This is a genomic window from Bacillus sp. FSL P4-0290, assembly GCF_037975435.1.
Taxonomy (GTDB): Bacteria; Bacillota; Bacilli; order Bacillales; family Bacillaceae; genus Bacillus; species Bacillus subtilis.
Genome location: NZ_CP150253.1, coordinates 1,889,998 through 1,904,083, shown reverse-complemented (window position 1 = coordinate 1,904,083; position 14,086 = coordinate 1,889,998). Strand labels below are relative to the sequence as shown.

The 14,086-nt window shown below is 43.1% G+C and carries 15 protein-coding genes; all 15 read right to left on the bottom strand.

Going from position 1 to position 14,086, the window contains the following annotated elements; all coding sequences use genetic code 11:
- Window positions 1-38: 38 nt before the first annotated feature.
- Window positions 39-806, bottom strand: a complete 768-nt coding sequence (gene aroD / locus MKY10_RS10230; protein WP_046381154.1) for a type I 3-dehydroquinate dehydratase — start codon at window positions 804-806, stop codon at window positions 39-41.
- 111 nt (window positions 807-917) lie between these two features.
- Window positions 918-2,024 carry an anti-sigma-X factor RsiX gene (gene rsiX, locus MKY10_RS10225; RefSeq protein ID WP_015251796.1) on the bottom strand — a complete coding sequence of 369 codons (1,107 nt, stop codon included), beginning with the start codon at window positions 2,022-2,024 and terminating at the stop codon, window positions 918-920.
- Window positions 1,960-2,544 carry an RNA polymerase sigma factor SigX gene (gene sigX, locus MKY10_RS10220; protein ID WP_003230521.1) on the bottom strand — a complete coding sequence of 195 codons (585 nt, stop codon included), beginning with the start codon at window positions 2,542-2,544 and terminating at the stop codon, window positions 1,960-1,962. Before sigX ends, rsiX begins: the two co-directional genes overlap by 65 nt.
- 203 nt (window positions 2,545-2,747) lie before the next feature.
- Entirely contained in the window at window positions 2,748-4,517 is a 1,770-nt protein-coding gene (resE, locus tag MKY10_RS10215) for a sensor histidine kinase ResE (RefSeq protein WP_015251795.1), read from the bottom strand.
- A complete protein-coding gene (resD, locus tag MKY10_RS10210) occupies window positions 4,514-5,236 on the bottom strand; it encodes a DNA-binding response regulator ResD (protein WP_003246107.1) in 723 nt (240 codons plus the stop codon). Before resD ends, resE begins: the two co-directional genes overlap by 4 nt.
- Window positions 5,237-5,316: 80 nt before the next feature.
- A complete protein-coding gene (gene resC, locus MKY10_RS10205; RefSeq protein WP_015714189.1) occupies window positions 5,317-6,492 on the bottom strand; it encodes a cytochrome c biogenesis protein ResC in 1,176 nt (391 codons plus the stop codon).
- Between the two features lie 19 nt (window positions 6,493-6,511).
- On the bottom strand, window positions 6,512-8,140 hold the full coding sequence (resB, locus tag MKY10_RS10200) for a cytochrome c biogenesis protein ResB (protein ID WP_014477216.1): 1,629 nt from the start codon (window positions 8,138-8,140) through the stop codon (window positions 6,512-6,514).
- A complete protein-coding gene (gene resA, locus MKY10_RS10195; protein WP_003230513.1) occupies window positions 8,137-8,676 on the bottom strand; it encodes a thiol-disulfide oxidoreductase ResA in 540 nt (179 codons plus the stop codon). The genes resB and resA overlap by 4 nt, the downstream gene beginning before the upstream one ends.
- A 94-nt stretch (window positions 8,677-8,770) precedes the next feature.
- Window positions 8,771-9,505 carry a 23S rRNA pseudouridine(2605) synthase RluB gene (rluB, locus tag MKY10_RS10190; protein ID WP_004398815.1) on the bottom strand — a complete coding sequence of 245 codons (735 nt, stop codon included), beginning with the start codon at window positions 9,503-9,505 and terminating at the stop codon, window positions 8,771-8,773.
- 91 nt (window positions 9,506-9,596) lie between these two features.
- Complete coding sequence (gene spmB, locus MKY10_RS10185; protein ID WP_048655118.1) at window positions 9,597-10,133, bottom strand: spore maturation protein SpmB; 537 nt, start codon at window positions 10,131-10,133, stop codon at window positions 9,597-9,599.
- Between the two features lie 4 nt (window positions 10,134-10,137).
- Window positions 10,138-10,728 (bottom strand): spore maturation protein SpmA, encoded by a 591-nt coding sequence (spmA, locus tag MKY10_RS10180; RefSeq protein WP_004398980.1) that lies wholly within the window; start codon window positions 10,726-10,728, stop codon window positions 10,138-10,140.
- Window positions 10,716-11,864, bottom strand: a complete 1,149-nt coding sequence (gene dacB, locus MKY10_RS10175; protein WP_014480157.1) for a D-alanyl-D-alanine carboxypeptidase DacB — start codon at window positions 11,862-11,864, stop codon at window positions 10,716-10,718. Before dacB ends, spmA begins: the two co-directional genes overlap by 13 nt.
- A gap of 122 nt (window positions 11,865-11,986) precedes the next feature.
- Entirely contained in the window at window positions 11,987-12,526 is a 540-nt protein-coding gene (locus MKY10_RS10170; RefSeq protein ID WP_004399065.1) for a YpuI family protein, read from the bottom strand.
- Between the two features lie 54 nt (window positions 12,527-12,580).
- Window positions 12,581-13,174 (bottom strand): SMC-Scp complex subunit ScpB, encoded by a 594-nt coding sequence (gene scpB, locus MKY10_RS10165; protein WP_003223904.1) that lies wholly within the window; start codon window positions 13,172-13,174, stop codon window positions 12,581-12,583.
- Entirely contained in the window at window positions 13,164-13,919 is a 756-nt protein-coding gene (gene scpA / locus MKY10_RS10160) for a segregation/condensation protein A (protein ID WP_003246108.1), read from the bottom strand. Before scpA ends, scpB begins: the two co-directional genes overlap by 11 nt.
- Window positions 13,920-14,086 lie beyond the last annotated feature (167 nt).

Genomic DNA, 14,086 nt, shown 5'->3' with positions numbered 1-14,086 from the left:
AAACTCAAGCTATCTATATAGCTTGAGTTTTTTTATTTCTATCCCCGTGTGTTTTTATGCAAAATATCTAAGACACTCCTTAGCTCAGAAACAGGTATTTGACCTGGTGCGGACGCCTCTTCTCCAGCTCCAAAAGTACAAGCCGATCCAAAAACCTCACCGCTCAGCCTACTGATGAGCCCTGTTGCAGCCATTGACATTGTAATAATGGGGCGGTCTGCATATTTTGTTTTCATTGTATACGTCGCATCAAGCAGTGTTAGGAGATCTCCAGTATCATTCGGCATAACAGCCATTTTTGGAATATGCGCGCCTAAGTCCTGCATTTTTCGAAGTCTGGAAAGAATTTCATCTTTTACAGGTGTTTTTTCAAAGTCGTGATTTGACATCACCACATAGACGTTGTTTTTTTCCGCCAGCGATACTAACGCCTTTACATTTGCATCTCCTGAAAATAATTCGATGTCTATCAGATCGATGTCTTTTGTTTGGATTGCCGATTCCAGCAAAGCAAGATAGGAGCTTTCGTCCATCTCCATGCTCCCGCCCTCTTTGTGGGTTCTGAATGTAAATAGAAATAGCTTGTCTTCTAAAGATTTACGAAGCTTAGAAATGAGCTTTGTGACCGCTTCTCTGTCATTAGCTTTTTCAAATACGTCGACTCTCCATTCAACAATGTCCGGATTCAGTAATTTTACAGCCTCTGCTTCATTCAGAATTTGTTTTTCCGTCTTTCCCATCAGCGGAACGATGATTTTCGGCATCCCTTCCCCAATGGAAACTCCTTTAATCGTTAACACGTTCACTCATCTCAAATCCTTTCAATCGTTACCTTGTTTTATTATACACGTACAACTTTTTTTTGAAAATTTCTATTATATGAATAGCAACTAAAAAAGAGCCTTAAAGGGCTCTTTTTAGTTTAAGGAAATCGGATTTGGAGCAGCTGGCACCGGAATTGCATCTGATACGTCATATTTGCCGATTTTTTTCGTTCTGGTTTCCGCAAAGGTCACTTCTGTGAAGCCAAACTCTTTTGCGGTTAAAAGAAGTCCCTCAATCATTAAAATACCGGCAATAGAATCCTCAACTTCTGAGTCCTTTGAAAAGCGGATATATAAGTGTTTCTGTTTCTTCGTTACAGATTGGACAGCACCCGCTTGAATAAGAGGTGTCGTATCTTCTTGGCTGCTCGATTCCATTTCCTTAATCGCTTCTTTTACTGTATCAAAAGAATGATTTGACGGAACGAGAAAGTCTTGTCCTTGTTTATTTTGGTACAAGTAGTAGGATCGTTTTGACTGTTTGGGAATCGAAATTTCCGTAAAAGTGCCATATGAGCCAATCCGAACCCCAGTCTCATTTTGATCCGATAAAAATTTGACTTTTTCATAAGGACTCCATTTTAAGGATTCTTTAAGCAATTTTTTTAACAGTGTATCATCTTTTACAGAAAATGCCGTAGCTGGCTGATGGACTCGTATACTTAATTCCTTCTGCTTTGGTTTTTCCTTTATTTCTACTTCATCTATGAAGGTTGGAATTGTAATGGCATGATCAAGGATGCCCAATTCACTACTTTCAAACAGCATATCCTGGATCGTTTGGTCTGCATTTGTTTTTTGGATGCTGACGGGTATGATTGCGGATGTATCGGCATCAGCAACTGCTACAGTGATGTAATTGTCTTGTTCCTTTTCAGGTACAACAAACGATGTATGATCCAAGGACGATGCAGCTTTTGGGCTGTCTTCTGTCTCAGTTTTCGTTACTGCGTTCTCTTGGGACGCTTCTTTTTGTTGAGGCTGTGCCTGATCAAAGAAATGAGGAGAAATAATGAAGGCGATATAAACCGCAATTGCAGCGGCACACGCGGGGCCAATCCACCTGACAGCGGGCTTATTTTTACGCTTTGCCATCGTCAGCCGCTTGTAAATATCCTGAGGCGAACGATGGTCTTTAACTGCCGGAAGTTGACTTAACAACTCCTTTATCTGTTCTTCGTTCCATTCTGACTTCATCATCCATTAGCTCCTCCCTCAAAAGCTCCATATGTTTCCGAAGTACTTTGAGCCCTCTGTGTTGGGTCGTTTTTACTTTGCTTTCCGAGAAGCGCAGAGCCTTGGCTGTTTCCTGTATTGAATATCCCTGAATAAACCGCAAGATAATCACAGCTCTTTGATCGATTGTACATTGATCAAGCGCAGCATAAATTTCCCGGACATTTTCATGTTGAACCGCAAGTTCGTCCGGTAGCAATTGCTGATCCCTGACATCCTGTGTATCCCAGTCAAATGTACCGAGTATACGCTGTCTGATTGTTTGCTGTTTACGGAACCAGTCTATCGCAACATGGCGTGCGATAGACAATAGCCATGTTTTTTCACTGCTTCTTCCTTCAAACGTATGATAAGAATTTAATACCCGGATATAAACCTCTTGAAGAAGGTCTTCTGTCTGGTTTTTATCCTTTACCATATAAAATAAAAATTGGTACAAATCTTGATGATATGTATCATATAATAATTGAAAGGTTTCTTCCATTTGAAACCCCTCCGTTCACTTTTTTGTCGTATGAATAGCTTGAAAAGTTACATTACAACTATATTACGAGTAACTGGAATTTGGAAGGGAATTTATATTAACATATCCTTAAATTTTATTAATGTTGGCTATTAAAAAAACACCCGCTCAGTCAGCGGGTGTTTCTTATGGAACAAGATTCTTCGGCAAATTCAGACTCGATTTTACCGTTTTGTCGGAATATAAAAAGTAAATGTTGTTCCTTTATCTATTCGGCTGTGCACAGTGATTGATCCGTTGTGGGCTTCCACGATATTTTTAACGATAGCCAGCCCTAACCCGGTTCCTGCTCTGCCCCTTGTCCGCGCTTTATCTGCCTTATAAAACCGCTCAAAGATAAATGGCAGATCTTCTTCCGGTATGCCGGACCCGGAGTCTTTGATATCAATTTTCAATCCATCCTTCACAGAATGGACTGAAATGGAGACACTGCCGCCGGCTGAAGTATGCCGCAGCGCGTTATCAATCAAATTGGTAAATACCTGCTCCATCTTGTCTTCATCAAACATAAATTCCTCTTCTGTGAGAGAAATGTCATGATCTAAAGCAATAGTTTTTTCTTTCGCAACACCGGAAAACTTCCGGATGATCTTTTCTAAAAACTCATTCACATTGATTTTTTCATAATGTAAGCCTGTATGGCCTGATTCCATTCGGGCTAAATCAAGCAAATCATTAACTAAACGGCCCATTCGGAGTGATTCGTCATAAATGATTTGGGCAATTTCTTTCCGGTCTTCTTCAGAGCTTGCAATGTCATCAACAATTGCTTCACTGTATCCCTGAAGCATGGAGATCGGTGTTCTCAGCTCATGACTGACATTTGCGATAAAGTCCTCCCGCAGCTTATCAAGGCGGCGTTCTTCTGTCATGTCACGCAGTACGGCAACCGCTCCTCTTACGTGCGATTCCGCATAAAGCGGCGACATCAAAAGCACCCATGATCTGCCTTGCAGCGTCATCTCAATCATTTGTTCTTTTTCAGTGCTGACAGCGTTTTGAAACAGCTCTTTTGCTTCAGGCGGAAGGTTGTCGCCTTCTTTGATATTCATGTTCTGTTCATAATACCAAGCCTGAAGAAAACGTTCAGCCGGCGGGTTGGTCACAAGAATCGTACCGTCAATATTAATGGTAATAACCCCGTCAGCCATACTGCTCAAAATGTTAGAAAGCTGCTCTTTTTCTTGATTGAGCGCATTGATATGAAAGTTAAGCTGCCGGCCCATTTGATTAAAAGCGGTCGCCAGTTCACCGATTTCATCCTGAGTTAAAATCGGGATTTTTGTATCGAACTTGCCCTTCGCCAAATCCTGCGCGCCTTCTCTCATTTTTCGGAGAGGGTACGTGACCCTGCTTGATAAAAAGAATGCGAAAAATGTGGTCAGCACAATCGCAATTCCAGCGGCAAGAAAAATATAGCGGGTCGTATGTTTTGTTGTATCTTTAACGGCAAGCAAAGACTGGGATAAAAAGACCATGCCTTTCTTTCCGTCTTTTTCATACGGGACACCTACAATCAGGCGTTCATTATCCGTGTCTGTATCGCTCAGTCCCGTCCGTTTGCTTACTTTTTTATGGTCTTTGAGAGCTTTATTTAAGTCTTTGTCATGCTGTATTTGCTCAACCGTAATAGACGACAGGCGATTTTTATCATTCGGAGAATACCAGTGGTTCTTCTCATCCTGGATGATGGCAATGCTTGTTAAGTTATCAGCGAGCTCCCAAGTGATTGACCTTGCCAGTGCCTGGTCCTCGTGATTTTCTAGGATGACAGCAACTTTATTCGCAAGCTGTGTTAAATCATTCTCGGCTTCTTCCACATGGTAGTTTTCAATAAACTCCAGCAAAAGAACCGTTAAAATGAACAATACGATCAAGACGAGTGAAAGGATCGTAAACCACAGCTTGCCTACTACGCTTTTCCAAAATTTCATTCAGCGCCGACCTCAAATTTATAACCTACACCCCATACGGTGACAATTTTTTTCGCAGCCTCCGGAGAAACCTTGTTCAGCTTCTCTCTCAAGCGTTTGACGTGAGTGTCCACTGTCCGTAAATCACCAAAAAACTCATATTGCCACACTTCTTTCAGAAGCTTTTCCCGATCATACACCTTGTCAGGCGTTTTCGCTAAGAAATATAGAAGCTCATACTCTTTTGGCGTCAGGCTCACTTCTGTACCATCAGCTGTTACGCGGTGAGCGTCATGGTCTATGGACAGATGTGAAAACACGAGCACATTTTTCGTCGGTGTATTGGCATTGAAATAAGAGGTTTGGGATGCTCTTCTCAAAAGGGCCTTTACACGCAGCACGACTTCTCTCGGGCTGAACGGCTTAACAATATAATCATCTGTTCCCGCTTCAAACCCCTGCACCCGGTTTGCTTCTTCTCCTTTTGCGGTCAGCATAATAATGGGTGTCGCTTTTTTTTCACGAATTTGCCGGCACACTTCAATTCCATCAGTCCCCGGCATCATCAGATCAAGCAAAATTAAGTCATAATTGGCTTCAAGCCCTTTGGCAATGGCCTCATCACCATTTTCCGCTTCATCTATAGCATAATTTTCACGTTCAAGATACATTCTTAAAAGGCGGCGAATTCTGGCTTCGTCATCAACTACTAATATTTTTGTTTCGTTCGTTTGGTCCATGTTTTCCCCCTGCTTTCCTTCTGTTACTTTCATTTTATCAAATCGTGAGAAAGTTTGAGAACTGTGTCGCTTTCAAAGGACTATGCATAAGAATGAAGTCCGGCAAGCACAAGATTTACAAATATTAAATTAAACATAATAATAGCAAAACCGATTACGGCCAGCCATGCTGACTTCTCACCGTGCCAGCCTCTTGACAGTCTTAAGTGCAAGTAAGCGGCATAGAACAAAAACGTGATCAGCGCCCATACTTCCTTAGGGTCCCAGCCCCAAAATCTGGTCCAGGCGAGCTGAGCCCAAATCATTGCAAAGATCAGCGCGCCGAGTGTAAAGATCGGAAATCCGATTGATACGGCCCTGTACCCAACCTCATCCACCAGATCAAGATTGACGTTTTTCACCAGCGGATGTAATAGAGCGCTGATTCTTTTTCTGATGATCAGACGGAGAGCCCCATACAACACAAGACCTGCTCCAAATGACCAAATGACAGTGTTCACTTTTCTGCCTGAGAAAAGCGCGGGAAGATCAACAAGCGGTTCCATTCTTCCTTCGGTCAAAAGCTCTCCCTGATGCGGACCGACAAGCGCGGGCATTTCGTACACCATCACGCTTTTTTCTTTATTTTTGTCCACCCAGTTAAACTCCGCTTCATAGCCTGCAAGACGAAATGCTGATGTGATTGCAATAAAGGCGACGGTTGTGACCAGGATAAACATAATCGCTTCAAGCCAGAAGGTCTTTTTGCTTGGCTTTGTCTGGTCTACATGCTTCAAAAGAAAGATGACACCAGCGACAAAGCTGATGGCAAGTATAGCTTGCCCAAGCGCGGCCGTTGTTACATGAATATACAGCCAGTTGCTTTGGAGCGAAGGAATTAAAGGCGAGATATCTGTCGGAAACATGCTGGCGTAGGCAATCAGCAATAAAGCAATTGACAGCGTAAACAGGCCTAATGAAGGCAATCTATAGAGAAAATAAAGAATGATAAACGCCAAAACAAGCATCATGCCAAAAGCGGTGGTGAATTCAAACATATTGCTGACAGGCGCATGGCCGCTGGCAGCCCACCTTGTGATGAAATATCCAAGGTGGCAGAAAAAACCGACAATAGAAAGGGTGATTCCAATGTTGGCCCATCGGTTTGGCCTGCCCTTTTTATCTTTATTCCCGCGTATGGCCCCGCCGAAGATTGGGACAGCGATTAAATACACAAGAAAGGCCGCATAAAGAAAATTTCCGCTCAGCTCTGCCATGACATCACTCCCTTTTCGCCTATTTCTGTGTTTTGATTAATTCTTTTTGGTCCGCCGGTTCAGTCAGTCCGGAATCAGCCAGTATAAATGCTAAATCCTTCTTCAGGCCAAACCAGTTTTTATTGGTATGCCCTGCCACCATAACTGCGCCGTCCTGTGAGTGCAGCCAAATTCTTCGATGCTGCCAGTACATACCTTGAATGACACCGATCATAAAAATGGCTCCGCCGACAGCAAGCACCCAGAGTGTCAGATCCTTTCTGACTGTAAGTCCAGTAATGTTTTTCGTTTCGACATGGTCAAATTTCAGCTTGTATTTATTATTGCCTGATCCTTCGATGGTTTCTTGGATGGCGACAAAGCTCTTTTCGCCTTTCGGTTTGTCCGGCGTTATAATATTAAAGACAAAAGCCGGATTGTTAGGGATCTTTGTTTTTGTGCTCGGCTCTCCGTCCTGATTAAAATAGAAGTCTGGCAGGTAGCTGGCGATTTCCACCTTGTAACCGTTGCCAAGATCATAGACCGAATCTGGATCCAGAAGGTTGATCTTCAGGCTCCCAAAGGATTTTTTTGTTTTTTTATCAATCAGCTGGAACACCATTTGGTCAAGCTGATTCTCTTTGTAATCCACCTGGTAAACGGAAAAAGAATCAAAACGCAGCGGCTGATTGACACGGATGTCTTCTTCTGTTACTTTTTTCAGCTTCGGCTTCTCGCCATAAACAATTTTTCCTTCTCTCTTGTAGAGTACGGCATCGGTTTGAAAGTTCTTTGCCACTCTACCGTCCCCGACTCTGTCAATGGCATCTGCAAATACCTTTTTTTCTGTTTTGCTGTTATAGGTCTCTACACTGAATTGATTGTTTTTCAAATAATATTTTCCGTCTGTACCCGGAATTGCTGCGGTTTCGCCTTCTCTGACCCAAAGCGTCTCATCGACGTACATGCCAGGCACAAATCTCAGCATCGCACCAATCAGAAAGATGATCAATCCAATATGGTTGACATACGGGCCCCAGCGGGAAAAGCGTCCTTTTTCAGCAAGAATGCTGCCCTCTTTTTCTCTGATTCTATAATGTTTTTTCTTTAATAGAGCAACTATCTTTTCTTTCGATTCCCCGTTCAGTACAGTAACTGTTTCACTGAACAAGCGCTGCCTTCTTAAAAAAGCCGGGCTCCTTCTGACGCCTTGGTTTTTTAACGCTCTGTACAACGGAATGACCCGATCAAGGCTGCAAATCACGAGTGAAATGCCGATCGAGGCAATGAGCAGCAAATACCACCAAGAACCATATAAATGATGAAACCCGAGCAAATAATAAAGCTGGCCAAACGTGCCGTACTGCTCCTTGTAATAAGTATCAGCCTGTGCGCCCGGAGGCAGATAGGCTTCCTGGGGAAAAATGGTGCCGAACGCTGATGCGGCAAGGGTTATGACGATAAGCCATATTCCCACCTTAACCGAGGAAAAGAAATTCCAAATTTTGTCGATGATCGTTTTGTTATAGGTTTGCGAACGTCTTGCGCTTCCGTCATATCTCATATCAGCGAGCGGAGGTTGAGTTTCCTGAAGAGCTCTTCCGCACGATTCGCATAAAACGGTTCCGACCGGGTTTATATGTCCGCATTCACATTTGACTTGCTTCATCCCGAAGTCTCTCCGGGTTTTATGAGATTCATATAATCGTGTATCATGCTTTCTGTCATAGTGCCGGTCACCACCTTGACAACTTTTCCTTCCGGATTGATCAAAAAGGTTGTCGGAAGCGGAGATACGTCATAGGCATCAAGCACTTGGCGATCTGTATCCAGAACAACCGGGAAATTGACTCCGTAGGATTTCATAAAATTATGTACTGCTATCTTTGACTCCCCAACATTTACAGCGACAATTTCAACACCTTGGCTTTTAAAATGCTTATATTGGTTTGCCATATAAGGAAACTCTTTTTTGCACGGTTCACACCATGTACCCCAGAAATTCAAAAAAACACCTTTCCCTTTTAAGTCACTGAGCTCGATACGTTTCCCATTCGTATCCTCTAGGACAAAATTCGGTGCGTCGGACCCTTCGGATATACTCTCTTTGCCGGCAAATACAGCGTTGTAAATGGTATAGCCGAGTGCGCAGATTAAAACGAGAAGGATGCCGGTCCGAATGAATAAACGCCTTTTTTTCTTCATTGTCCACTGCCCCCTTCCCCCTATTGCAGATCCATTCAATTATATCATTGCACGTTCATTTCACATTTCTTACTTTTTGAAGGTTATGTGAAATTTAGAAAGCGTTTTTACCGTGATCCGCCAGTGCTCTGAGCCTTTTTACTTCGTGAGGCGTAAGCTCTCTGGCATCGCCCGTGTGCAGGCCTCGCAGGTTTAAAAACGCGTATTCCTCACGCTTCAGCTTGATTACCTCATGTCCGATCGCTTCAAACATGCGGCGCACCTGTCTGTTGCGTCCCTCATGGATCGTCAGCTGAATAATGCTTGTCTGCTTTTTCTTATCCAAAGACAGCAGCTTCGCTTTAGCAGGCGCTGTTTTGCCTTCCTCCAGCCTAATTCCGCGCTCCAGCTTTCTGAGCAGCTCTTTAGGCGGGATTCCTTTCACCTTCGCCACGTATGTTTTGTCTATTTCATACTTAGGATGCATTAGCTTATTGGCGAATTCGCCGTCATTGGTTAAAAGCAAAAGACCGCTCGTATCATAGTCCAGACGCCCAATCGGATAAATGCGCTGCGGAATATTTTTAAAAAAGTCCGTCACCACTTTGCGTCCTTTATCATCTTGCGCTGCGGAAATAACGCCTCTTGGTTTATATAAGAGAAAGTAAACCGGCTCTTCGCGTTCAACCTTTAACCCGTTTACCTCAATCTGATCAGAACCGGTGACCTTAACACCTAGCTCTGTTACTACTTTGCCATTCACCTTTACTTTTCCTTCTTTAATCAGCTCTTCTGCCTTTCTGCGCGACGCAACTCCGGCATGAGCAATCACTTTTTGCAGTCTTTCCATGTCTTTCACCTCAAGTATTATCTTACTTTTTTCAACCTTAACAAACAAGCTTTTTCAAATTCCTATGCCAAATCTAAAAAAAACGCCGTTTTCAGGCGCTCCCAAATAATAACGTAACGATGATGATAGATGCAACTACGCCGATTAAATCTGCAAGAAGTCCCACCTTTAATGCATCACCCATTTTTTTAATGCCGACTGCTCCGAAATACACAGTCAGTACGTAAAGCGTTGTATCTGTAGATCCCTGCATGACGGAAGCCAGCCTGCCGATAAAGGAATCGGGCCCGTATACTGCAATTAAATCGGTCGTCATTCCGAGTGCGGCCGTACCGGAGATCGGGCGGATCAGAGCAAGCGGCACTACTTCAGCAGGGAGGCCGATAGCGGAGAAAGCCGGTTTTAAAAGATCCATTATAAAATCAAGCGCGCCTGATGATCTGAAAACAGTTATAGCGACAAGCATTCCGACTAAATAGGGGATAATGGAAAAGGCGATTTCTATCCCCTCTTTTCCGCCTTCGACAAACGATTCATATGTCGGAACCTTTTTGATCGTTCCATAAAGAAGAATTCCGGCAATAATGATTGGAATCATGGCTAAAGACAGCCAGTTGATGATTTCCATCCGCTCACCTTCCCTTCTTTTTGCGGCGGTAATAAAAATACCGATCAATGATAATGGCACCGATTCCGGAAATAAGCGTTGCCAAAATGCTTGGCCCGACGATATCTGTCGGCGTTTTGGAGGAATAAGCCATTCGGACAGCGATCACCGTTGTCGGGATGAGTGTGATGCAGGACGTATTAACAGCTAAAAAAGTAATCATCGACCGGCTTGCTTCCGATCGGTTTCCGTTCAGCTTTTTCATTTGTTCCATTGCTTTAATGCCAAGCGGAGTTGCTGCATTTCCGAGGCCGAAGAAATTCGCCATAAGATTAGATAAAATATAGCCCATCGCCGGGTGATCCGGCGGTATATCAGGGAACAGTTTAGATATAAAAGGCCTGCACATCCGGCTGAAAATATCCAAAAGCCCTGACTGCTCGGCGATTTTCATTAAGCCAAGCCAGAAAACAAGCACGCTCATCAATCCAAATGAGATCGTAATCGCTTCTTTCGCACCCTTAAACACGGCTTCATTTACATCTTGCAGAGTTCCGTTGCACATCGCAAAAACGAGTCCGATCACGGTTAAACTGACCCAAATTATATTGACCATTTTGCTCCGCCTGCCGCATTCAGAAAGATTGATTTAAACGTTTCAAAAAATTGTTTCTTCGGTTTTTGATGCCGCTCATTTTCATAATAGATCGGCACTTTTGCGATGGTTGCATCGTTGAACATGATCTCCATGTGCCCTACGATGTCAGGGATTTTCGAGGCATCTTTTTCCCATGCTTTTTTCGGCTTGAGCAGTGTGGTATTAATTTTCACATCTTCTTTTTCCTCTTCGGTCAGCAAATAGGTGATATCACGTTTGATAAAAGCCTTCGATTCATAAAATGTGCCTTTCAGCTTTGGAATATCCCCTTTTTTTGCAATTAAATAGGTTTGATAATGCTCAAACACATAGTTAAACATCTTCATATGGTCATCCCAATCATTAGGGTCATTAATGGTGACGGCTATCAGGTCAATGCCGTCCTTTGAAGCCGTAGAGACCAGTGTCCGTTTTGCAAGTTTTGTATAGCCTGTTTTTCCTCCTGTGCTGTACGGATAAAGCATGGTCAGCAGTTTGTTTTTGTTTTTCCATACGCTTTCCATCGTTTCCGCTTTGTATATTTTTGTGCCTGAAATCTTTTGATAGTCTTTCAGCTTCATAGCATACTTAGTTAAAATGGCCATGTCATAGGCTGTTGAATAATGATTTTCATGGTCGTCCAATCCGTGCGGGTTTTGAAAACGGGTGTTTTTCATACCAAGCTGCTCGGCTTTTTGATTCATCATATAAACAAACCCATCGAGGCTCCCACCGACATGCTCAGCAATCGCGACAGCGGCATCGTTTCCTGATCTTAGCATCAGGCCATACACAAGATCTTTCAGCTTCACTTTTTGACCTTCTGTTAAATAAATGGCGGAGCCTTCTGTTCTGACAGCATTTGCCGAAACCGTCACTGTTTGATCCATTTTGCCGGATTCGATGGCGAGGACGGCGGTCATAATTTTTGTGATGCTCGCGATCCGCCTTTTTTGATGCTCATCCTTGGCATATAACACTCTGCCTGACGCACCGTCAATAATGATCGCGCTTTTTGCACTGACATCTATAGCAGCATGTGCTGTATTCACATTTACGGTTGCAATAAGAAAAGAAATCATGATCACGAATACTGCTTTTTTGAAAATGCGCATGTTTGCTCACGTCCTTGTGGTGGTTTGTACAAGTTTATGCGCATGTCCATCAGTTATGAATAACAATTATATTTCTGGAAGCAAACATAAAAAAACTCTCCCTGAAAAAGGGAGAGTAAACGTTATCTGATTGGCGCCATGCTTGATCCGGACGCTTCGTAATGAGCCAGCTCTTCCCTCATCTTCAGAAAGGCCGCGCTCAACGGCAATAATAATTGCTCAAGCGACGCAGGAACAGCATGATAAAACTCAATTGCGCTGACCCCGGTATAAGACGCCCGGCTATTTTCACACCACGTGTCTTTTTTCGGCATAAAGAACTCTTCAATGCATTGGTGATACACATTATAAAGTGTTTTTTCCGCTCTGGCTTCCTGAAAAGGCTCCTGCATCAGGAGACGGCGGCACGCTTCTGCGCCTCCTTCACAAAATACTGCCATTCTTCTCAGAGTGCTAAGCACATCACAGCAGTATCCTTTTTCAATAGGCAATTCAGCCTGTAAGGACTCAAGCGTCGTTTGATTTAGGTAATCGTTCACGGTATTGACAACCATTGATAAGAATTCGCCTGTTTTTTGAGTCTGCGCTCGCACAATCGAATGTCCCATTTCGTTTGGTATCTTCCCCTCATGTATTTGTCTCTCACATTTTGCTTCTTTCATGATAGCTTCTTCCTTATATCTTATGATGATGAAAAAGCGCGATTCATTAAACTTCTATTTTATATCTTCGAAGGTTTGGTTAAAGTTTTCAAAAAATAAATCTGCTTCTTCTTGAAGAACGTCTTCTTCCGCATTTTCAGGCAGCGGCGGAAGCTCGTCCAGCGTTTTCAGACCGAATTGTTCAAGAAAAGTCGGCGTAGTACCGTATAAAATGGCCCGCCCCGGACCATCGGCACGCCCTACTTCACACAATAGCGCCTTCGCGACAAGACTGTGTAAAATCCGCTCTGATTTTACTCCTCTGATTTCTTCAATTTCTGCTCTCGTAATTGGCTGTTTGTATGAAACAATGGCCAGTACTTCTAAAGATGCTTGAGAAAGGCCCTTTGACGGCACTTCAATCAGTTTTTTCAAGTAAGGCGCAAAGTCTTTTTTGGTAGAGAGCATGTACGTATCTGCATACTCAATAAGTTCAATCCCTCGTGTATCTCCGCGGTATTCGTCCGCCACATCCGCCATGATCGTGTTCAGTTCAGGCTCTTCGATTTCAAGCACTGTTAACAGCTGCTTTTTTGTAAGCCCTTCATCGCCTGCCGCATAAAGAAGGGCTTCCACAATAGCTTTCCAATTCACGATATCAAGCCCCATGAATGGATTCACTCCCCGTAATGTAAATATCTGAAAAATTGTGCTCCTGTTCAATGAGGACCAGCTGATTTTTCATCAGCTCAAGAACAGCTAGAAAGGTCACTACTAAATGTTCTTTTTGCTCATATGGAAACAGATCCATAAAGTTAATTCTCGTTCCTCTAGATTTCAAGCTGTGCACGATTTCGTTCATTCTGGCTTCGATTGGTATGTCCTGTCTTGTAATTGTTGTTTCCATCGGCCTGTTTATTTTTTTGCGTTTCAGCACTTTTTGAAAAGCTCCGATCATATCATAGACCGTGACAGAGAGCTTTTGCTCAGACTGTTTTACTTCTTTTGCATATTCACTCAAATCACTCGGCGGTTTCGTGAACGATTTTTGTCTTTCTTCTTCCCGTTCTTTTAAATCCTTCGCCGCATCTTTATATTTTCGGTACTCAATCAGCTTTTCAATCAGTTCCTCCCGCGGATCTTCTTCTTCAAGTAATTCATCTTCAAAAAGCTCCTCCTCTTGCTTCGGGAGCAGCATTCTGCTTTTAATGCTGAGCAGCGTGGCAGCCATAACCAAATACTCGCTGGCAATGTCGAGCTCAAGCACGCGCATCGTATGTACATATAATAAATATTGTTCAGTGATCTTCGCCACAGGTATATCATATATGTCAATTTCAAGACGATTGATTAAATGAAGCAGCAGGTCCAATGGGCCCTCAAACGTATCAATTTTCACTTGATATTCTTCCATCATCTCACCATTTTCAAGTATCACTCTCATTGCCGGAAAAACTGGCTACCCTATAGTATAAGCCACCAAAAAGCTCTCGTCCAATACTATTTCATATCCTGTTTTGAAGGAGTTTGTACAGAATATTCAAAACACAAGAGGTGTTTGCTCGGAGCGCAGAAGCGGGA

What these genes read in the sequence shown, in the direction of transcription:
- rsiX (WP_015251796.1), bottom strand. Translation starts at nt 2,024, where the DNA reads ATGATGAAGTCAGAATGGAACGAAGAACAGATAAAGGAGTTGTTAAGT.
- sigX (WP_003230521.1), bottom strand. Translation starts at nt 2,544, where the DNA reads ATGGAAGAAACCTTTCAATTATTATATGATACATATCATCAAGATTTG.
- scpB (WP_003223904.1), bottom strand. Translation starts at nt 13,174, where the DNA reads ATGGGGCTTGATATCGTGAATTGGAAAGCTATTGTGGAAGCCCTTCTT.
- resB (WP_014477216.1), bottom strand. Translation starts at nt 8,140, where the DNA reads ATGAAGCAAGTCAAATGTGAATGCGGACATATAAACCCGGTCGGAACC.
- spmB (WP_048655118.1), bottom strand. Translation starts at nt 10,133, where the DNA reads ATGGAAATCATCAACTGGCTGTCTTTAGCCATGATTCCAATCATTATT.
- dacB (WP_014480157.1), bottom strand. Translation starts at nt 11,864, where the DNA reads ATGCGCATTTTCAAAAAAGCAGTATTCGTGATCATGATTTCTTTTCTT.
- scpA (WP_003246108.1), bottom strand. Translation starts at nt 13,919, where the DNA reads ATGGAAGAATATCAAGTGAAAATTGATACGTTTGAGGGCCCATTGGAC.
- resA (WP_003230513.1), bottom strand. Translation starts at nt 8,676, where the DNA reads ATGAAGAAAAAAAGGCGTTTATTCATTCGGACCGGCATCCTTCTCGTT.
- MKY10_RS10170 (WP_004399065.1), bottom strand. Translation starts at nt 12,526, where the DNA reads ATGAAAGAAGCAAAATGTGAGAGACAAATACATGAGGGGAAGATACCA.
- spmA (WP_004398980.1), bottom strand. Translation starts at nt 10,728, where the DNA reads ATGGTCAATATAATTTGGGTCAGTTTAACCGTGATCGGACTCGTTTTT.
- resD (WP_003246107.1), bottom strand. Translation starts at nt 5,236, where the DNA reads ATGGACCAAACGAACGAAACAAAAATATTAGTAGTTGATGACGAAGCC.
- rluB (WP_004398815.1), bottom strand. Translation starts at nt 9,505, where the DNA reads ATGGAAAGACTGCAAAAAGTGATTGCTCATGCCGGAGTTGCGTCGCGC.
- resE (WP_015251795.1), bottom strand. Translation starts at nt 4,517, where the DNA reads ATGAAATTTTGGAAAAGCGTAGTAGGCAAGCTGTGGTTTACGATCCTT.
- resC (WP_015714189.1), bottom strand. Translation starts at nt 6,492, where the DNA reads ATGGCAGAGCTGAGCGGAAATTTTCTTTATGCGGCCTTTCTTGTGTAT.